Source organism: Rhizobium sp. BT-226 (assembly GCF_025847085.2).
GTDB classification, from domain to species: domain Bacteria; phylum Pseudomonadota; class Alphaproteobacteria; order Rhizobiales; family Rhizobiaceae; genus Rhizobium; species Rhizobium sophorae.
In genome coordinates, this window is the sequence record NZ_JAOYTI010000003.1 from 1,011,324 (window position 1) to 1,029,897 (window position 18,574).

The 18,574-nt window shown below is 60.7% G+C and carries 17 protein-coding genes and 1 pseudogene; 9 read left to right on the plus strand and 9 right to left on the minus strand.

Features of this window, described 5'->3' with window-relative positions; all coding sequences use genetic code 11:
* From OIU37_RS24270 to OIU37_RS24295, 6 genes and pseudogenes are all read left to right on the plus strand, one after another.
* Positions 1-819 carry a phosphate/phosphite/phosphonate ABC transporter substrate-binding protein gene (locus tag OIU37_RS24270; RefSeq protein WP_264258857.1) on the plus strand — a complete coding sequence of 273 codons (819 nt, stop codon included), beginning with the start codon at positions 1-3 and terminating at the stop codon, positions 817-819.
* Between the two features lie 37 nt (positions 820-856).
* Positions 857-1,489: an ABC transporter permease gene (locus OIU37_RS24275; RefSeq protein ID WP_112907086.1), complete on the plus strand. Its 633-nt coding sequence runs from the start codon at positions 857-859 to the stop codon at positions 1,487-1,489.
* Positions 1,486-2,121 (plus strand): ABC transporter permease, encoded by a 636-nt coding sequence (locus tag OIU37_RS24280; RefSeq protein ID WP_171603845.1) that lies wholly within the window; start codon positions 1,486-1,488, stop codon positions 2,119-2,121. The genes OIU37_RS24275 and OIU37_RS24280 overlap by 4 nt, the downstream gene beginning before the upstream one ends.
* 22 nt (positions 2,122-2,143) lie before the next feature.
* Positions 2,144-3,085 carry an ABC transporter ATP-binding protein gene (locus tag OIU37_RS24285; RefSeq protein ID WP_180696022.1) on the plus strand — a complete coding sequence of 314 codons (942 nt, stop codon included), beginning with the start codon at positions 2,144-2,146 and terminating at the stop codon, positions 3,083-3,085.
* Between the two features lie 268 nt (positions 3,086-3,353).
* Positions 3,354-4,468: pseudogene (locus OIU37_RS24290) on the plus strand (hypothetical protein).
* 175 nt (positions 4,469-4,643) lie between these two features.
* Complete coding sequence (locus tag OIU37_RS24295) at positions 4,644-5,090, plus strand: GNAT family N-acetyltransferase (RefSeq protein WP_128402364.1); 447 nt, start codon at positions 4,644-4,646, stop codon at positions 5,088-5,090.
* 173 nt (positions 5,091-5,263) lie between these two features.
* Here OIU37_RS24295 and OIU37_RS24300 read toward each other — a convergent pair whose 3' ends face one another.
* The 9 genes from OIU37_RS24300 to OIU37_RS24340 all read right to left on the minus strand — a co-directional run bounded on the left by OIU37_RS24300 (position 5,264) and on the right by OIU37_RS24340 (position 14,073).
* Positions 5,264-6,007: an ABC transporter ATP-binding protein gene (locus OIU37_RS24300; protein WP_171603847.1), complete on the minus strand. Its 744-nt coding sequence runs from the start codon at positions 6,005-6,007 to the stop codon at positions 5,264-5,266.
* Positions 6,004-6,861, minus strand: a complete 858-nt coding sequence (locus tag OIU37_RS24305) for an ABC transporter ATP-binding protein (protein WP_180696021.1) — start codon at positions 6,859-6,861, stop codon at positions 6,004-6,006. The genes OIU37_RS24300 and OIU37_RS24305 overlap by 4 nt, the downstream gene beginning before the upstream one ends.
* Positions 6,858-7,793, minus strand: a complete 936-nt coding sequence (locus OIU37_RS24310) for an ABC transporter permease (protein WP_171603849.1) — start codon at positions 7,791-7,793, stop codon at positions 6,858-6,860. The genes OIU37_RS24305 and OIU37_RS24310 overlap by 4 nt, the downstream gene beginning before the upstream one ends.
* Before the next feature lie 4 nt (positions 7,794-7,797).
* Positions 7,798-8,895 (minus strand): ABC transporter permease, encoded by a 1,098-nt coding sequence (locus tag OIU37_RS24315; RefSeq protein ID WP_171603850.1) that lies wholly within the window; start codon positions 8,893-8,895, stop codon positions 7,798-7,800.
* Between the two features lie 6 nt (positions 8,896-8,901).
* Entirely contained in the window at positions 8,902-10,488 is a 1,587-nt protein-coding gene (locus OIU37_RS24320; protein ID WP_171603851.1) for an ABC transporter substrate-binding protein, read from the minus strand.
* Between the two features lie 147 nt (positions 10,489-10,635).
* The gene (locus OIU37_RS24325) at positions 10,636-11,586 is read right to left on the minus strand and encodes a dihydrodipicolinate synthase family protein (protein WP_171603852.1); all 951 of its coding nucleotides are present in this window, start codon (positions 11,584-11,586) and stop codon (positions 10,636-10,638) included.
* Positions 11,583-12,512, minus strand: a complete 930-nt coding sequence (locus OIU37_RS24330) for an SMP-30/gluconolactonase/LRE family protein (RefSeq protein ID WP_264258858.1) — start codon at positions 12,510-12,512, stop codon at positions 11,583-11,585. Before OIU37_RS24330 ends, OIU37_RS24325 begins: the two co-directional genes overlap by 4 nt.
* A complete protein-coding gene (locus OIU37_RS24335; RefSeq protein ID WP_180696019.1) occupies positions 12,509-13,339 on the minus strand; it encodes an NAD(P)-dependent oxidoreductase in 831 nt (276 codons plus the stop codon). The genes OIU37_RS24330 and OIU37_RS24335 overlap by 4 nt, the downstream gene beginning before the upstream one ends.
* Positions 13,340-13,359: 20 nt before the next feature.
* Positions 13,360-14,073, minus strand: a complete 714-nt coding sequence (locus tag OIU37_RS24340; RefSeq protein WP_171603939.1) for a FadR/GntR family transcriptional regulator — start codon at positions 14,071-14,073, stop codon at positions 13,360-13,362.
* 317 nt (positions 14,074-14,390) lie between these two features.
* Here OIU37_RS24340 and OIU37_RS24345 point away from each other — a divergent pair, with 317 nt between their 5' ends.
* The 3 genes from OIU37_RS24345 (at position 14,391) to OIU37_RS24355 (ending at position 18,569) form a co-directional block, all read left to right on the plus strand.
* Positions 14,391-16,328, plus strand: a complete 1,938-nt coding sequence (locus OIU37_RS24345; protein ID WP_171603855.1) for an ABC transporter substrate-binding protein — start codon at positions 14,391-14,393, stop codon at positions 16,326-16,328.
* Positions 16,329-16,451: 123 nt separating this feature from the next.
* Positions 16,452-17,438, plus strand: a complete 987-nt coding sequence (locus OIU37_RS24350) for an ABC transporter permease (RefSeq protein WP_168308234.1) — start codon at positions 16,452-16,454, stop codon at positions 17,436-17,438.
* Between the two features lie 9 nt (positions 17,439-17,447).
* On the plus strand, positions 17,448-18,569 hold the full coding sequence (locus OIU37_RS24355) for an ABC transporter permease (RefSeq protein WP_264258860.1): 1,122 nt from the start codon (positions 17,448-17,450) through the stop codon (positions 18,567-18,569).
* Positions 18,570-18,574: the final 5 nt, after the last annotated feature.

The following is an 18,574-nucleotide window of genomic DNA, read 5'->3' on the forward strand; positions in this document are numbered from 1 at the left end:
ATGGTGATGTCCAAGCCGATCGCCTGTTCGAGAATGTATAATCTCAGTCCGCGCATTCGCGGCCTGTGGGATGCGCTGTTTGCGCAGGTCAGCCTGCGGTCCGGCATTGAACTCGAGATCATCGCTCATGCAGCACCGGCACCGCTGTCGGAATTGTGGGCGAGGCCGGACATGGGCGCGGTCTTCATGTGCGGCTATCCGTTTTCACGCATGCCCGAGGCTGCGCGACCGGCGGTGCTTACCGCACCCGTCTCGAGCGAGGCATGGTCTTTGGACCAGCCGCTCTATGCCAGCCACATTCTCGTCGCCTCCACCGGACCGGTGAATGCTGTGGCGGATCTCGCACCGGTACGCTGGGGCTGGACCGTGCGCGATTCCCAGTCGGGCTACCACGCGGCGCGTTCCTTTCTTGCCGACCGGTTTGCCGGGAAAATGAAGCAGAGCATGACGGTCGGACCGCTGCTCAACCCGTCAGGTATCGTCGCCGCCCTCAAGGACGGCAGGATCGATGCGGGCGCGATCGACGCTTACGCCTTCCAATTATTGTCGATGCACGAACCCGACGCGATCGATGGTCTTCGTATTCTGGCGACGACCGATCCGCTTCCTGCGCCGCTACTGGTTGCAGCGCAGACATTGCCGTTGGAAATCGCCGCAGCGTTGCAGCAAAGCCTCGTGACGCTGCATGAAACGCCTGAGGGAGCGGCGGTTTTGGTGCGGCTCGGCCTCAGGCGGTTCTCGACGGTCGTTCCCCCGGCCTACGATATTATGCCGCTGAGGGCCGACGACGCCGATCGCAGATTGGGGATCTCATGGTAGACAGGCGAATGAGCGCCCCGATGCGGAGGTCTCGACGATGAAATGGGTCCCTAAACATCTCGACCGGCTCTTCGAAGCGCTGTTGGAGCACCTGTATCTCGTTTTTTCCTCGGTCGGCATTGCCCTGGTGATCTCGCTGATCGTCGGGATATGGGCGGCAAGGCGGCCGCGGAGTTTTGCGGCGATCGTCATTTTCACCGGTATCCTGTTCGCGGTGCCGAGCCTGGCGCTGTTTGCGCTTCTCATTCCCATCATGGGCATCGGTGCGGCACCCGCCATAACCGGTCTTGCCGCTTACTCGCTGATGATCCTGATCCGCAATATCGGCATGGGATTTCAGGCTATTCCGCGTGACATACTCGAAGCCGCCGACGGCATGGGATACGGCACGGCACGGCGGATTTGGGAAGTCGAGCTGCCGCTGGCGATGCCCTATATCGTCGGCGGCATCCGCATCGCCATGGTGACGGTCATCGGCATTGCGACCGTTGCCGCCTATATCAATGCCGGCGGGCTTGGCGTCATCATTTTCGAAGGCATCGACCAGCGCTTTCCTGAAAAGATCATCGCAGGCGGACTGCTGACGTCATTTCTGGCGCTCTTTGCCGACTACTGTTTTGCATCGTTCGAAAAGCTGCTGCGCCGGCGCAGTGGGGGTAAAGCAGCATGATCGTAATCGATGCATTCAGCTGGATCTTCAACAACTCCGGGACCTTTTTCAACGCCTTCAATCGCCATCTTCTGATGTGCGTCCTGTCGCTCGGCATCGCCTTCGTCATTGCCGTGCCGCTCGGATTTGCCGTCGCACGGGCACCCCGCGCCGCCTTTGCAGTGGTCAATATTGCCGGCGCCTTGCGCTCCATCCCGAGCCTTGCGATCCTGTCGGCGACGATGCCTTTTCTCGGCATCGGATTGCTGCCGTCGGTGATCGCCCTCATCGTCCTGGCCGTGCCGCCGCTGCTGTTGAGCACGATCATCGGCATCCGCGAGATCGACGCCTCAGTGATCGATGCGGCCGACGGAATGGGCATGAGCGCCGGGCAGATGCTGTGGGAGATCGAACTTCCTCTGGCCGTTCCGTCGATTCTGTCGGGCGTCAGGACGAGCGCCATCCAGGTCATCGGCGGGGCGGCGCTGGCCTCCTTCATCGGCGGCGGCGGGCTTGGCGATTTCATCAATGCCGGCATTGCGATCATGAACATGCCGCGCCTTCTCGTCGGAGCGGTGCCGATAGCCTTGCTCGCAATCTTTGCGGAATTGGCCTTCGGCGCCCTGGAGCGCGTCTTCACTCAACGGCGCTAAGCGGCCGAAAGCGGATATCAGGATGATTCACCTCGATCATGTGACAAAGAATTACGACAGAAGCGGCCAGCATGCGGTCGACAATCTCGATCTCCTGATCGAGACCGGTACGACGGTTGCCCTGATCGGTCCTTCGGGCTGCGGCAAGACCACGACCATGCGCATGATCAATCAATTGGAGACACCGACGACGGGACGCGTGCTGGTCGATGGCAAGGATATCGCCCGGGTCGATCAGAAGGAGCTGCGCCGCAGTATCGGCTATGTCATCCAGCAGGTCGGTCTGTTTCCGCATATGTCAATCGCACGCAACGTCGCAACCGTCCCGCGGCTTCTCGGCTGGGAAAAGCCGCGCAGCGATCGCCGCGTCGACGAACTCCTGGATCTCGTCGGTCTTGATCCGGCCATCATGCGGCAGCGCCTGCCGCACGAATTGTCGGGCGGGCAGCGCCAGCGCGTCGGTTTCGCCCGCGCACTCGCAGCCGACCCCGCAATCATGCTGATGGACGAACCATTCGGCGCGATCGATCCGATCACCCGCGTCCGGCTTCAGGACGAATTCCGCGATATTCTCAGGAAGGTGAAGAAGACCGTCGTCATCGTCACGCATGACCTCGACGAGGCGATCAAGATGGGTGATCGCATCGCGATCATGCGGGACGGCCGCCTCCTTCAATATGATAGCCCGCAGGAAATCCTCGCGCGTCCCGTCAATGAATTCGTCGAGAGTTTCCTCGGCCCCGACCGAGCCATAAAAAGGCTGAGCTTGATTGCCGTATCGACGATCATGACCGCGCCGGAACCGTCCAATGGCGATGCCCAGATTGCTGCTGACGCCACGGTTCACGACGCCTTGGCACTCATCCTCTCCGGTGAGATGCCAGGCCTGCATGTCAGAGCCGCCGATGGCACGCTTGCGGGATATTTGTCTCGTGACACCTTATTGCGTGCCAATCGGCTGTAGAGCTCACCTAGATGCGAGCGCGGCGCCGAGGGTTCGAGCGGTCGATATCGCGGCGCAACTTATTGACTCGCTCGCCGCGGCGCACACGCATACGAGGGGATCAACTACTAATGGTCCCCACGCGCGCTGAAAGGGATTGCCGATCGCCCTCCTCAGGTTGTAGATCGGTTTTACACAATGGGATTGTGCAAGCGGCCGGAATAACGTCAACTCCGCTGGTTCATTGCCGGCCGCTGTCTGAAGCTTTCCCAACGCACTGCGCTGTCACATGAGGGGTCCGACGCCATTGACTTCGCTTGTTATTCCTAGTCGCCCGCTCTCGTTGGCGCGCAACGTCATCTCCACCCCGAGCGCTTACTTCTGGTCAACGCCGATCATCCTGGCACTGTCTGTCTTTCTATTTGTCTCGGAAGCACCAGGCGTGATCCGCGATTTCCAGATCAGCCAGAATCCTTTGACGCTCGAAAATGGCGACGTGCAAAACGGGCGATGCACGACACGTAGGGCAGTCTCTACCGATTGCGAGGCACGCCTTGTCTACAGCTATGGCGGACGAGACTACGACACCGAGGTCGAGGTCATGTTCGTCGATTTCCATACTGGCGACTACGAAACCGGTCTTGTGATATCTGCCGATCATCCGGAACTTGCGACGATGAGCCTGGGCCTGGACATGCTCTGGAACCGGATCATCACGCTCACCGTGTTTGCGCTACTGTTTGGCGGCATGGGCTTGGGAATGATTTTCCTCGCGATGCGCATTTGGTGGGTCAAGGGCCAATTGCTTCGGCCTGCTATGCTGACCCCCGTTCCGGTCGAGGTCACCGCATTCGACCGCAGACGCGGCGTCTTTTCCATCACCTACAATGACAAGATTGCCAACGACAAAACGGGGCGATCGGCTTACACGCGCATGAAGAATGGAGAGGAGCCTCTGATCGTCGGGGAAGCCAATGGCAAAGCGATCGGACTGGCGGTTAGGCACGGCAATACTGCCCTGCCAGTGCTTCTGGACGATCGACTGCAGCGCGTGAAGCTTACCGATGATGAGCGCAACGCAGCTTTGCACCTTTCGCGTATCAGCAAGAAGGCGATCGGGGTGTGCCGGTTTTGATTGAAGACCCCAAGCAGGCGGGGGTATCGATCTGGAGGCGATTGCAGGTGTTCTTCGGTACGTTGCTTCTGATCCTCGTCGGTGTGGTCGGCTTCTGGCTTTGGTACGTCACGACCTCCACGACAGCATTCCAATCTCCTGGCATGGACATCAACAACCTCATGCCGGCGCCGTTAAACGAGTGGGGATGCGAGCAGCTCAAGAAGCGGTTTGGTCAGGATCGCGCGCCCCTTGGTTGCGTCGCAGAGGATTACACGAGCTGGAAATGAGGTTGCCCCTTTTTTGGCGAGTTCCGGTCTGCCAAGGACCGGTATCTTCGAACTTAGCCGTTTTCGTTGGCTGCACACTTGCCGGCAAAAAAAACTTGCGGATGGCAGGTAACACCCCGTTGCGGAACCAGGAGTGCTTCGGCAAATGTCACCTTACTTAGCGTGAGGTGAGTTTATGTCATTTCGGATCGAGCTTCTGGTTGCAAAACACGTCAGCGGCGCGGCCGATGTATTGGTAAACGCCTATGCCCTGCCTCCGTGGAACGAGAACTGGTCCCTTGAAGCGGCAGCTGAAAATGTGACCTATGTGCTCCAAACCCCTAGATCGGTTGCACTTGTGGCAGTTGATGAAGGCAAGGTGCTCGGGATTGCACTGGGCATAAGACAGCGGCGCCATACCGGCCCGGTCATTTACCTGGACGAGCTTTCAGTGCAGCCCGACGCACAGGGCAAGGGAATAGGGACCGCTCTGCTTTCTGCAATGTTTGAAACAGCCAAGGCTGAAGGATGTAGCAGCGTTTGGTTGATCTCACAGCGAGGAGGCGCGCTCTCGGAGTTCTATCAGCGTAGCGGATTTGCGATGAGAAGCGACCTTGGTATCTACTCAAGGTCGAGCGGATAACGCTCGATTGGGAATCTCCGATCCGCCGGCGAAAATCCTGGGCATGCATGGTGGAAGTGCGGGTGGCCGAGCATCGTTCAAAGGTTGCGCAACATCATCGGCGATCGCTTTGGCTTGATGTGGATGGTGGAGCCTGCGGCGACTTCATGCCGCCACCGCGTATCGATCGAGAATTACGCCCTTCCGTACATCCGGCTCGCGCGCAGCAGGCGTTGCGAGTAGGGGTGTTCGACCGCACCTCTTCGGAGGGCGCCGACATCGACCTGTTCGACGATCTCGCCCGCTTCCATGATGGCGACGCGGCTGCACATGTGTGAGACGACAGCGAGGTCGTGGCTGACGAGCAGATAGGTCAGACCGCGATTGACGCGCAAATCCTGGAGGAGATTGAGGATTTCGGCCTGGACCGACACGTCGAGCGCCGATGTCGGTTCGTCGAGAAGCAGAACATCCGGATCCAGCATCAGCGCGCGGGCGATCGCCACGCGCTGGCGCTGCCCGCCGGAGAGCTGGTGCGGAAATCTGTAGCTCAGCGCCGGATCGAGACCGACCGATCTCAGGACGGCGTTCACGTCGATGGAATTCGTATCCAGGCCCTGGTTGCGCAGCGGTTCCTTCAGCTGCGAGCGGATGGTCTTGCGGGGATGGAGGGATCCGTAGGGGTCCTGGAACACCATCTGCACCCGGCGGAAGAATGGCCGACTGCGCCGTTGATTCAACGGCTCGCCTTGAAGCTCGATCCGGCCGTCATAATTGGCGTTGAGGCCGGAAAGCGCCCTCAGGACAGTGGACTTCCCACAGCCGGACTCGCCGACCAGGCCGAAAGCAGTTCCCTTTTCGATGGCGAAGCTTACGTCTCGAACGACAGGTCGCTGCCCGGGTCCGAAACGGACCGTAAGATTGTCGATTTTAATCACCGCGGCGGCTCCAATGCGAATTCTTCAAGCCAAGCGGGATCTCGTTTCAGGATCGGCAGCCGGGCAGGGGGATCTTCGATCGTCGGCAAGGATGCCAGCAACCCTTGGGTGTAAGGATGTCTGGCCTTGTCGAGATCGCGCGCCTCGAGCACTTCCACGACCCGCCCCGCATACATGATGAGCACGCGATCGCAGAAATTCCGGATGAGATTAAGGTCGTGGCTGATGAAGATCAGCCCGAGATTACGACGCAAGACGAGCTCGTCGAGCAGAGCCAGGATCTCGAGCCTCACCGTCACATCGAGCGCTGACGTCGGCTCGTCTGCGATCAGCACTTCGGGTTCGGCAATCAACATCATGGCGATCATCGCCCGCTGGCCCATGCCGCCCGAGATTTCGTGCGGATAAAGGCGGGCCACGCGCTCGGGATCACGGATCTGGACGGCTTCGAGCATATCGAGCGCTTGGCTGTAGGTCTTGCTCTTGCTCGCCCTCGGATGATGAAAGCGGTAGGTCTCGGCGATCTGTTCGCCGATCCGCATGACCGGATTGAGCGAATATTTCGGATCCTGCAGGATCAGGCCGATCCGCCGGCCCCTGATCGTCATCATCGTTTTTTCGTTCGCCTTGAGCAGATCGACGTCGCGAAAGCGCATTCTTTCGGCATTGACGATGGCCGTGGGTGGCAGCAGCTTCATGATGGCGCGGCCGACGGTCGACTTTCCCGATCCGGATTCGCCGACGATCCCGAGCTTTTCCTGTCCAAGCGAAAAGCTCACGCCGCGCACGGCCCGCACCTGTCCGCCGCCAAATGCGATTTCGAGATTTTGAATATCGATCAAGGGCTCTGTCATTCTGAACCTCGGGGATCGAGAACATCGCGAAGCGCGTCGCCGACGAGGTTGAAGGCGAGGCTGACGAGCGCAATGGCAATGCCGGGTGCTGCGATGACCCAGGGGCTATCGAGCATGAATTCACGTCCGCTGGCGGCCATTGAACCCCATTCCGGCCATGGCGGCTGCGCGCCGAGGCCGAGGAAGCCGAGGCCGGCGGCAGTGATGATGATGCCGGCCATGTTGAGGGTGACACGGACGATCACCGAGGGAATGCACATCGGCAGGATGTGACGAATGATGATCGCGATTGATGTCGCGCCCTGCAGGCGCACGGCGGCGATATAGTCCGCCTTGCGAAGGCTGAGCGTCTCGGCGCGCGCCAGGCGCGCGATCGGCGGCCAGGCCGTCAGTGAAATCGCGATGATCGCATTGGTGATGCCTGGACCAAGCGCTGCGGCAAAACCCAGCGCCAGCACGAGGCCGGGGAAGGAGAGAAAAATATCGGTGACGCGCATCAGGATTTCATCGACGATGCCGCCGAAATAACCCGAGACGGTGCCGATCAGCAGGCCGAGCGGGGCGACGATCACCGTGACGAGCATGATGATGTAGAGCGTCGTGCGGGCGCCATAGATCACCCGTGAAAAGACGTCGCGGCCGAAATTGTCGGTGCCGAGCCAATGGCTCGCCGATGGCGCGGCAAGCCGCCCGGCCATGTCCTGAACGATCGGATCGTAGCTCGTCAGCAGGGGTGCGGCCAGCGCCACGACGATCAGCAGCAGGATGATGGCCAATCCGGCGAGGCCAAGCGGGTGCAGGCTGAATTTCCGCCAGCCCTGATGAATTTGCTGCGCCGATGACTGGAACCAGCCTCGAGGTTCCGGTGCGAGCAGCCAGTTGCGAAGGCCGCCGGTGTTGACGCTGTCTGCGTGCTCAGAGGAGATCGTCATGGCGTCACCGTGTCCTCGGATCAAGAATGCGATAAAGGAAGTCCGACAGGATGTTGATCGTCAGGAAGACGGCGCCGATCGTCAGCACCGAACCCATGACCACGTTCATGTCGTTCATCTGCAGCCCCCGGGTCAGGTACTGGCCGAGCCCCGGCCACCCGAAGACGGTCTCGATCAGCACCGCGCCTTCGAGCAGACCGCCGAAGGTCAGCGCCATGATCGTCAGGAGCTGCACGCGGATGTTCTTGAATGCGTGGCGCCAGACCACCTTGCGGGTGCCGAGCCCCTTGGCCCGCGCCGTGATGATGTATTCCTGGCTGAGTTGCTCCAGCATGAAGCTCCGCGACATGCGGCTGATATAGGCGACGGAATAATAGCCGAGGATTGCCGCCGGAAGGATGATGTGGCCAAGGGCGTTGTAAAACACGTCCCATTGGCCTTGAATCGCCGCGTCGATCAGGAGAAAGCCCGTCATCGGCGTGACGAGGCCTTCATAGAAGACATCGATCCGGCCCGAGGCGCCGACGAGCTTCAGCTTCGCGTAAAAGACGAAGAGCGCCATCAGCCCGGTCCAGAAGATCGGGATGGAGTGGCCGGCAAGGGCGACGATCCGCGCGATGTGGTCGATAATGGTTCCGCGCCTGACCGCAGCGGTGATCCCTAAGGGAATGCCGACGATCGCTCCGATGATCATGGCGATGATCGCAAGTTCGATCGTCGCGGGAAAGATCGCCATCAGATCGGTGAGGATCGGCTGGCCCGTCGTCGCCGACATGCCGAGATCGCCTGTGGCGATCTTGCCGACATAGGAGAGGAACTGCATCCAGATCGGCTGCCCAAGACCCAGCTCGTTATAGACGCGATCGTAAACCTCCTTGCTGACTTCCGCCCCGGTAATGGCGAGCACCGGGTCAGCGGGCAGCAGGCGGCCCATCGAGAAGGTCAGGAAGAGCAGGCCGAGCAGCGTCGTCACAACGGCCACAATACGTCCCGCCAGGCGGCGCAGCAGGCTCAGTGCCGGGTGCGGGGCCGCCTCGGCGAACCCGCCCGCCGGGGAGTGCCGGCTGCTCTCCCGCTTCGATGTCATATCGGCGCTTGCCACGGCGTTCTACTCCTTGGTCACGTCATGCCAGCGCGTCGACCATGTCGTATGCCCGTGATAGCCCTTCACGTTGGCGCGCATGACATAGGGGTCGGTTCGCTGGAAGAAGATGACCAGCGGCGAAGCCATGCCGGCATAGATGCCGTCCATCTTCTTGAAGATGTCGGTACGCTTTTCCGTGTCGCGCTCCTTCATCGATTGGTCGATGAGCGTGTTGAGCTCGTCCACCTTCATGCCCGTGCGCCAGAGGTAATAGCTTCCGAGGCGTGCCTCGTCGCTATTGTCGGGGTTGAAGGCATATTGCGTGGCGACCGCGAAGGGATCGGGCAGACGGGCGCCGGAATTGCCGAGCAGCACTTCGAATTTGCGCTCGCGGAAAGCGGGCGTGAATTCGCCGGGCACGAGATCGAGATCGATGCCGGCGGCGCGGGCACTCGCCTGCAGCGCTTCGGCGAAGGGCAGGGTCGGGGCTCCCGACGGATTGAGCACCTTCTTCAGGCCATTGGGATATCCGGCCTCCGCCAGCAGTTGCTTGGCCTTGGCGGGATCATAATCGTAGCGCACCTCCCCTTCGCCGGGAGCGCCGATCATGCCGCGCGGGATCATCGACTGCCAGGGAAAGCCCGTATGGCGCATGATGTTGCCGGAGATCGCTTTCCAGTCGAAGGCATGCTGGAAGGCCTCGCGAACCTTCGGCTTCTGCAAATCCGGGTCTTTCTGATTGAGGGCGATATAGTAGAAGCCGAGCCCCGGGACATTCTCGATGACCATGTCCTTCCTGGTGGCGAGCGCATCGAGGTCGCCGCTTGCTACATACTGGCCGACATCGACGTCGCCAGCTTCGAGCTGTAGCCGGAGATTGCCGGATTCAGGGATGTGACGAGCGACGACGCGGGCCATGGCCGGCTTGCCGCCCCAATATTTCGGCTGCGCATTGAAGATCGCGACATCGTTCGGCCGCCACTGCGCCAGACTGAATGGGCCACTGCCGGCGGAATTGGCGGAAAGCCAAGCGCCGCCGAAATCGCCGTTCGCCTCGTGCGACAGAACCGTCTTCTTGTCGACGATGCCGATCGACGAGCCCGCCAGCGAATAGAGCACCAGATCGGTATTGACCGACTGCGGCAGCTCGATCTCGAGCGTGTGTTCGTCTTTTGCGCGAACGAGCTTTTCGACGTTTTCAGGCGTGAAGCCCCAGAGTGCCACGTCGGTGGAGCCGACCTGGCCCATCTTGATGACGCGCTGGATCGACCAGGCCGCATCCTCGGCGGTCACCTTGTTGCCGCTCTGGAAGACCGCGTCGTCGCGTAATGTCAGCGTGATGATCTTGCCATCCGCCGAGACGCTCCATTGCGTTGCGAGCATCGGCTTCAGCGTTTTCAGATCGTCCGGCGACAGTTGCACGAGGTTGTCGTAGAGATTCGAGATCAGCTCGGAAACCGTGCGGGCATTGTTCTGGGCCGGATCGAGCGTCCTTATGCCGGTGAGATTGGTGCCGATCACCAGCATGTTGGGCGGCGACGCCGCAAAGCTGGGCTGCGCCGTCGTCAGGGCGCCGGCAATTGCGATCGTTGTCAGTACTTGTCTCAGCATCTCAAGACCTCCCAATCCTGTTGTTTGCGGAAATGGAGCAATTCCAGGAAAAGTGCGAAGCGGTTTTCCGTCTGGAATTGCGTAAAAACAAAGGGTTAGAGCGGCTCTGCGCTTCCATGAAAAGCTTTAGCCGCTCTCGTGTCGAAATCAGCCGGCCGCCTTTACGGCCGGCTGGTCTGAATGAGTTTGAATGTCGCCTTCGGCCTCCCAGCCTTGAAGCAGCCGATGAAGCTCCTCGCGGTCATACTGGTCGAGCTGCGGCAATCCCGGCACACGCACGGGGCCGACATCGAGACCGGAATAGGTGACGGCTTCCTTGACGACGGTCACGTTCGCGCCATTGCGGAATTTGGTTCGCATCCGCTCGAATGGCTCAAGCTTGTTGACGATCGCCCTGGCGGCGGCAAAATCGCCTTTTTCAAGCGCAGCGTGGACCGCAAGCGAGAGCTTCGGCGCGACATTGACGAGGCCGGACGTGAAGCCGCGGGCGCCCGCAGCCGTAAATGTCGGCGCCCAGCTCTCCGCCAGGCCGCAGACGAACAGCGCGCCGCCGGGGCTCGCCGCCGGGATAGCTCTCGACAACAACATCAGATCGGTCGTGGCGAATTTGATACCGGCAATATTGCCGTGACTTGCGAGGCGGACGATATCGGCGACGGCGAAACCATCCGCCCTGACATAGGCGATGAGCGGCAGGGCGGAAGCATCCGCAAGATTGCAGAAATAGTCGATCTGGGCCGCAGGTGCTGCGAAAGGATCGACGGGTTGATGCGACATGACGGCGGATGCACCGATCGCGGCCGCATCTTTCGCCATGCCGATCGCCTCGCGCAGCGACCGGCCGATTGCCGCCGTCACCGGCGCCTTGCCGGCAACGCCTGAAACCGCCGCCTCATGGACGATCCTGATTTCCTGCGGCGTCAGAGCATAGAATTCCCCGGTATTGCCGGCAGCGACGATGTTGTGAATGCCCGCTGCCGCCACCCGCTCATAGACCTTCGCCGTGATCCGGGGTTCAACTTCACCCTTGCCATCATAGGCGGTCACCGGAACACCCGATACGCCTGTAAGCGCCTTGCGCATGGTTGCGATGCTCATCTTTCTCCCCCGTTATCTTTCCATCTATTCGCTGTCATCGCGATGGGATGATCCCCGAAGCGGAAGGGCGGCAGGCCCTCTGCATCCACGTCGAAGGCGATGACTGTCCCCGCCTCGAAACGCCCGCTGCGATCCGTCGACAGGCTCGTGACGAAGAGGGTGCGCAGATCCGGTCCTCCGAAACACGGCATGGTCGGTGCGGGGACCGGCAGAATGTAGATTTCGACGATTTCGCCTTCGGGCGATATTCGGTTGAGGCGACCGGCGGAAACGCCGGCACTCCAGTAGAACCCGTCACGATCGGTTGTCGCTCCGTCCGGCCGACCCTCGTCTTCCGTGAAGCTGCGGAGCCGGCGCCTATCGCCGAGGTCGCCCGTATCAGGATCGAAGTCGAATGCCTGCAGGAAGCATTGCCGGCTGTCGGAATGATATATCCGCCGGCCGTCCGGCGACCAGGCAAGGCCATTGGAACTCGTCAGTCCGGTTGCAACGGTTCGCGTGCGACCATCGGCGCCCACGCGATAAAGTGCGGCCTCATCGGTCTGCGGCTTGGCTTCGCTGAACGAGCCAATCCAGAAGTGCCCGTCGGGGCCGACCTTTCCGTCATTGAGGCGGCAGTTGATGTGGCGCCCGACTGGATCCGACACAAGCTCGAAATCTCCGGAGACAGGATCGAAGAGATGGACGCCTGTCTGGAGCGCCACGACGATCCTGTGATCGCGGCAAAGCCCGAGGGCGCCGATTGCAGCCGGCATGTCGAAGCGGTCGATCTTTCCAGAAGCCGAGAGCCGGACGAGCGCCGGCGCCAGAATATCGACGAACCACAAAGTGCCGGTCTCCTCGTCCCATACCGGCGATTCACCAACCGTCAGCGGCTGCTGGATCACGGAACGGACGTCCGGGCGGATGATCCGCGGGGCCGTCATTCAACCGTCTCCAGGCTCTTGGCCAGGCCCTCGGCGTCGCGCATGCGGATGGTGCCGTCGTGATTGATCTCACAGAACCCACCGCCCTGGAACGTCAGCGCGACCGGCCCTTCGGATCCCTCTTCGATCAGGGCGTGGTCGCGCGGCCGGTCCTGTGGCTGGTAGCCCAATCGTGCCGCCAGATCGTTCTCCCACCACATCTCCTCGGTGTCGGAAACGCCGTAGACCACTGTTGCTGCGATCGACGGGTGCGAAAGGCCGATCCTGACCAATTGCGCCAGGTCTCGCGCGCTGATCCAGATCGCAATGGATCGCTCGCTGTTGGGATAGGTGCCCGCATTGCCGATGCGGATGGAAAGAGAGCGAATGCCCGATGTGTCGTAATAAAGCCCCGCCACAAGTTCGCCCCAGCATTTGGAAAGTCCATATGGGCTGTCGGGGCGCATCGGGTCGAGCGGCGACACGAGCTGGCCGCGCGGATAAAAGCCCGTGGCATGATTGCTCGATGCATAGACGACCCGTCGGACCTTGTTGATCCGCGCCGCTTCATAGAGATTGTATGTTCCAAGCACGTTCGCGTGCAGAATGGCGTTCATGTCGGTGCCGCTTGCAATGCCGGCGAGATGAACCACACCGTCGACATCCTTCAGCGCAGCCGTCGCCTCGTCGAGCTTTGTAAGGTCGGCCCTTACGAAATTCTCGTTTTCGCCAAGCCCGTCAGGTTCCTGGAGATCGATCAGGCTGAGGTGCTCGACATGCGACCGAAGAAGCGGGCGCAGCAGCGTCCCCACACGACCGGCAGCACCCGTCATAGCGACCCGTTTCATCGTCTCTCCTCCCATATCGCTCAAACGCCCTGGAACATGCGGGCACGAGCATTCAGTATGTGTCTTTTCATCGCATCGTGAGCTTCAGTTTCCTGCCGCGCGAAGATCGCCTCGACGATCACCGCATGCTCATCCTGGACGCTGCGGATCTGTTCCGGCGTCCGCTTCAAGCTCAAGCTTCGTGTAACGGAATGCCCGATGGCGAAATGCGGCTTGAACCACTCGCGCAGGGTGATGTGGAACTGGTTACCGGTCGCCATGGCAATTGCATCATGCAGAGCCTGGTCCTCCTCGGCGCCAAGCTGCCCGTTGCGCAAACATTGCTCGATCGAAAGAAGCGCTGCCGTTATCCGTTCCTTGTCGACCGGTTGCCAGTTTCGCGCCGCAAGCTCCGCCGCCTCGGCTTCGAGACCGGCGCGGAATTCGAAGAACCGCTGGACATCGGCCAAGGAGCCGACCGGCACCATTTTCAGCATCGACGAATCCGGCCTTTGCCTGACATAGGAACCGGAACCCTTGCGCGAAACGACCAGGCCATCGGCTCTCAAGCGTTCGAGCGCTTCGCGCACGACGGGTCTTGATGCGCCGAAATCAGCGGCGAGTTTCGTCTCCGGCGGCAGCCGTTCGTTCACCGGAAAGTTGCCGTCGGCGATCATCCCCACGATCTTCTCGTAGATGATGTCGCTGAAGCGCGTTGCGCCCCTGTTCGAAACGGCATCGACGGCGAATGTCATCATGGTCCTTTTCTCTCAACGCCGCGTGCGCCGGGTCAGCGGCCGCACCGTGGCTGTCGCCGGCCATGATGTTCAGGGCGGCGACAGCATCTGACAGATCCAACGTTTTTCGTCCTGTTGGCCGTATTTCAGCGGCACAACGTCGCATTTCAATGCAGCATGGCTACAAAATTTGTAATTATCTGTCAACTCTTGTAATCATTTGAGAACGTGTCTATGGTCTCGATCGTAGCGCCGAGGAGGGCGCCAGCGTCGGGTCGGGAGCCCGCCGCATCAGCCGGTGCAAAGGCTGCGCCGGCACAAAAGGGAGGAATTCGATGGCCAAAGAAATACTGTCGCGTGGCGTCACCCGCCGCGCCGTGCTTGGTGGCATGGCTGGTGTCGCGGCGCTGTCTATCGCCGGTCGCGTGTCTGCCGCAGGCGGCGAAGCGCCGGCCCTTGCACAGCTCGCCAAGGATGGAAAGCTGCCGCCGCTGGCTGAGCGCCTGCCGAAAAAGCCGATGGTCGTGACGCCGTTCGAGAAGGTTGGCACCTATGGTGGTTCGCTGCGCCGCGGACTTCGCGGTTCATCCGACCATAACGGCATCCTGCGTATGGTCGGCAACCAGAGTCTCGTGCGCTGGAACCTCGATTTTACCGCCGTGCAGCCGAACCTTGCCGAGCGCTGGGAAGTCAGCGACGACGCAACACAATTCACGTTCCATCTCATCGAAGGCGTGCGCTGGTCCGACGGTCATCCCTTTACGGCCGATGACGTCGTTTTCGCGATCGAAGACTGCGTCAAGAATACCGAGCTCTACAGCTCGACGCCGGCGCAGCTTGCTGTCGCCGGCAAGCCGGTCACCGTCGAGAAGATTGACGACTATACGGTGAAGTTCACCTTTGCTGCGGCCAACGCGCTTTACCTGGAAAACCTCGCCACACCGCTTGGCCAGCATCCGACGCTGTTCCCGAAGCATTACTGCAGCCAGTTCCTGCCGAAATATAATCCCAATATCGAGGCCGATGCGAAGAAGGCCGGCGTCACGAGCTGGACGGAGCTCTTCCGCAGCCGTTGCGGCGACATCGAGATCCCATCGCGATGGGGCAATGTTGACAAGCCGACGCTCGATCCATGGGTGGTCAAGGAGCCCTATGCCGGCGGCGCGACGCGCGTCGTCATGACCCGCAACCCTTATTTCTGGCAGGTCGATACCGAGGGAAACCAGCTCCCCTACATCGATGAAATCAACTTCGGCATCTCGCAGGACGTCGAATCGCTGATGCTGAACGTCATCTCTGGAAAGATCGACATCCAGGAACGTCACATCAGCGTTCTCGCCAACAAGCCGACGCTGTCCAAGAACATGGAAAAGGGCGATTATCGGCTGCTGACGCTCGTGCCTTCGGCCTCGCAACAGTGCCAGATCTACTTCAACATCACCCACAAAGATCCTGCCATGCGCAAGATGTTTGCCGACAAGTCGTTCCGGCAAGCGCTCTCGATCGGCATCAACCGCCAGGAGCTCATCGACATCGTCTATTTCGGACAGAGCGAGCCCTACCAGGCCGGGCCGCGTCCGACCCATCCCTGGTATAACGAAAAATACGCGCGCCAATTCACCGAATTTGATGCCGACAAGGCAGGCGCGATGCTCGATGAGGCCGGCTATAAGAAAGGCGGCGACGGTTTTCGCCTCCGGCCCGACGGCCAGAAGGTGTTCTTCTCGATCGACGTCATTCCGACGCTCTATCCCGACCTCGTCGATGCCCTGGAACTGGTCAAGGCGCATTGGGCTCAGATCGGTGTAGACATGAAGGTCAACACGATCGAGCGGGCGCTCTATTACACCCGCGGCGACGACAACGCCCATGATGCGGCGGTGTGGCCGGGTCCTGGCGGCCTCGATCCGATGCTCGATCCGCGCGATTTCTTCGCCTTCCATCCGCAGGGTTCGCGTTACGCCATTCCGTGGACGCTTTGGTACACCTCCAACGGTGCACGCGGCGAAGAACCGCCGGAAAGCCAGAAGAAGCGCATGAAGCTCTTCGACGAAGCGCGTTCGACGGCCGATCTCGACAAGCGCGGCGCGATCATGAAGCAGATCTTCGACATCGCGGCCGAGGAATTCGAGACCGTCGGCCTTTGCCTTGCCGTCGGCGGCTTCGGCATCATCCGCAACAATCTGCGCAATGTTCCCGAGAAGGAGCCGGATAGCTGGTCCTGGCCCAATCCCGGCCCTGCAATGCCGCAGCAATTCACCTTCACGAGCTGATTTTCGTCTTGAGCGCCGTACCATCAGGTAGGGCGCTTTCTTTCAGTTCGCCCTCCGAGATGCCTTGTCGGTACTAACGGTCGACAAGGCCCGGAAGGCGGCGTTCAACGCAAGAGGCGCCTCATGCTGGTCTTTATCGTCAAACGCTTCCTATGGATGATTCCGTCGCTGTTTGCCGTCAGCTTCTTGGCTTTCGTGCTGATCCAGCTGCCGCCGGGCGATTATGTCACGACCTATATTGCGACGCTGGCAGCCTCCAACGAAATCGTCGATCAGAACACGGCGGCGCAATTGCGTGAGCGCTTCGGCCTCGGCGACCCGATGCTCGTCCAATATTTCAAATGGATATGGGGCATTCTCACGCGCGGCGATTTCGGCATCTCCTTCGAATGGCAGCAGCCGGTCTCGGACCTGATCTGGGAGCGCATGGCGCTGACGCTCGTTTTGGCCCTTTCGACATTGATCGCCACCTGGGCGATCGCACTGCCGATCGGCGTCTTTTCCGCTGTGCGCAAATATTCGATCGGCGACTATTTCTTCACCGCCTTCACCTTTTTCGGCCTGGCTGTTCCATCCTTCCTGCTGGCGCTGGTGCTGATGTACATCGCGGCGGTCGAATTCGGACAGGATGTCGGCGGGCTCTTTTCGCCGGAATATGAGAACGCGTCCTGGAGCTTCGCCAAGATGGTCGACCTCTTCTCGCATCTCTGGCTTCCCGTCATCATCCTTGCCGTCTCCTCGACGGCGAGCCTCATCCGCGTCATGCGCGCCAACATGCTCGATGAACTGCCGAAGCCTTACGTGACCACGGCACGGGCAAAAGGGCTCTCTGAGTTCCGGCTGCTGATGAAATATCCTCTGATGATCGCCCTCAATCCGTTCATCTCGACGATCGCCTGGCTGCTGCCCAATCTCATTTCCGGCTCGGTCGTCGTTGCCATCGTCCTCAATCTGCCGACGGCGGCTCCTTTGCTGCTGCAGGCGCTGATGGCCCAGGACATGTATCTCGCCGGCGCCTTCGTCCTGCTGATCTGCGCGCTGACGCTGATAGGCTCTCTGATCAGCGACATCCTGCTTGCGCTGGTCGATCCCCGCATCCGGTTGGAATAGGAGCCTCACATGGCCGACATCACCGTTACAAACATTCCCCCGGATCGCGCCGCCGTTGCATCGCAGTGGCAGCTCATCTGGTGGGCTTTCCGCCGGCACCGGCTGGCCATGGTGGCGCTTGTCGTCACCGTGCTGATGTATATCGTCGCCCTCATTCCCGGCTTCTTCGCCATCAACGATCCGTACCTGCAAAATGCGCGGGCGACCTTTCACCCGCCGCAGAAATTGCATCTGATCGATACTGAGAACGGGTTCTCCTTCGGCCCGCATTATTATCCGATGAAGCTGACCCGCGATCCGGAAACGCTGGCCGCCATCTACAAGGAAGACACGACGAAACGTGTCGATGTCCAGTTCTTCGGGCGCGGTTATGAATATTTCGTGTTCGGCCTGTTCAGGACCAACATCCATCTGATCGCCTCGCCCGACAAGACGACGCCGCTGCTTCTCTTCGGCGCCGACAGGCTTGGGCGCGACGTCTTCAGCCGAACGGTGCAGGGCTCGCAGATTTCGTTGTCGATCGGCCTCGTCGGTGTCTTCTTCTCGCTGATGCTCGGCATCGTGCTCGGTGGCATTTCGGGCTACTACGGCGGCCGCATCGATTTCTTCTTGCAGCGGGTGATCGATTTCGTGCTGTCGCTGCCGACGATCCCGATCTGGCTGGCGATGGCCGCCGCCCTGCCGCAGGACTGGCCTGCGACGCTGCAATATATGATGATCACGATCATCCTGTCGCTGACCGGCTGGGCGCAGCTCGCCCGCGTCGTTCGCGGCCGCTTCCTGTCTTTGCGCACCGAGGAATTCGTCGCCGCCGCGAGGCTCGACGGCGTTCGCGAAAGACGCATCATCTTTCGTCACATGCTGCCGAGTTTCGCCAGCCATATCATCGCGTCGATCACGTTGGCGGTGCCGGCAATGATCCTTGCCGAAACCTCTCTCTCCTTCCTGGGGCTCGGTCTGCAGCCGCCGACCATTTCCTGGGGCGTGCTTCTGCGCGAGGCCCAGAACATTCGTTCGATCGCCACCGCGCCATGGCTCTTCATGCCGGGCTGCGCCGTCGTGGTCGCCGTGATGGCGCTCAACCTTCTCGGCGACGGCCTGCGCGATGCGGCCGACCCCTACAACAAATGAGGCCG

What these genes read in the sequence shown, in the direction of transcription:
- OIU37_RS24285 (WP_180696022.1), top strand. Translation starts at nt 2,144, where the DNA reads ATGATTCACCTCGATCATGTGACAAAGAATTACGACAGAAGCGGCCAG.
- OIU37_RS24350 (WP_168308234.1), top strand. Translation starts at nt 16,452, where the DNA reads ATGCTGGTCTTTATCGTCAAACGCTTCCTATGGATGATTCCGTCGCTG.
- OIU37_RS24355 (WP_264258860.1), top strand. Translation starts at nt 17,448, where the DNA reads ATGGCCGACATCACCGTTACAAACATTCCCCCGGATCGCGCCGCCGTT.
- OIU37_RS24335 (WP_180696019.1), bottom strand. Translation starts at nt 13,339, where the DNA reads ATGAAACGGGTCGCTATGACGGGTGCTGCCGGTCGTGTGGGGACGCTG.
- OIU37_RS24325 (WP_171603852.1), bottom strand. Translation starts at nt 11,586, where the DNA reads ATGAGCATCGCAACCATGCGCAAGGCGCTTACAGGCGTATCGGGTGTT.
- OIU37_RS24330 (WP_264258858.1), bottom strand. Translation starts at nt 12,512, where the DNA reads ATGACGGCCCCGCGGATCATCCGCCCGGACGTCCGTTCCGTGATCCAG.
- OIU37_RS24310 (WP_171603849.1), bottom strand. Translation starts at nt 7,793, where the DNA reads ATGACGATCTCCTCTGAGCACGCAGACAGCGTCAACACCGGCGGCCTT.
- OIU37_RS24280 (WP_171603845.1), top strand. Translation starts at nt 1,486, where the DNA reads ATGATCGTAATCGATGCATTCAGCTGGATCTTCAACAACTCCGGGACC.
- OIU37_RS24305 (WP_180696021.1), bottom strand. Translation starts at nt 6,861, where the DNA reads ATGACAGAGCCCTTGATCGATATTCAAAATCTCGAAATCGCATTTGGC.
- OIU37_RS24295 (WP_128402364.1), top strand. Translation starts at nt 4,644, where the DNA reads ATGTCATTTCGGATCGAGCTTCTGGTTGCAAAACACGTCAGCGGCGCG.
- OIU37_RS24345 (WP_171603855.1), top strand. Translation starts at nt 14,391, where the DNA reads ATGGCCAAAGAAATACTGTCGCGTGGCGTCACCCGCCGCGCCGTGCTT.
- OIU37_RS24340 (WP_171603939.1), bottom strand. Translation starts at nt 14,073, where the DNA reads ATGACATTCGCCGTCGATGCCGTTTCGAACAGGGGCGCAACGCGCTTC.
- OIU37_RS24270 (WP_264258857.1), top strand. Translation starts at nt 1, where the DNA reads ATGGTGATGTCCAAGCCGATCGCCTGTTCGAGAATGTATAATCTCAGT.
- OIU37_RS24275 (WP_112907086.1), top strand. Translation starts at nt 857, where the DNA reads ATGAAATGGGTCCCTAAACATCTCGACCGGCTCTTCGAAGCGCTGTTG.
- OIU37_RS24320 (WP_171603851.1), bottom strand. Translation starts at nt 10,488, where the DNA reads ATGCTGAGACAAGTACTGACAACGATCGCAATTGCCGGCGCCCTGACG.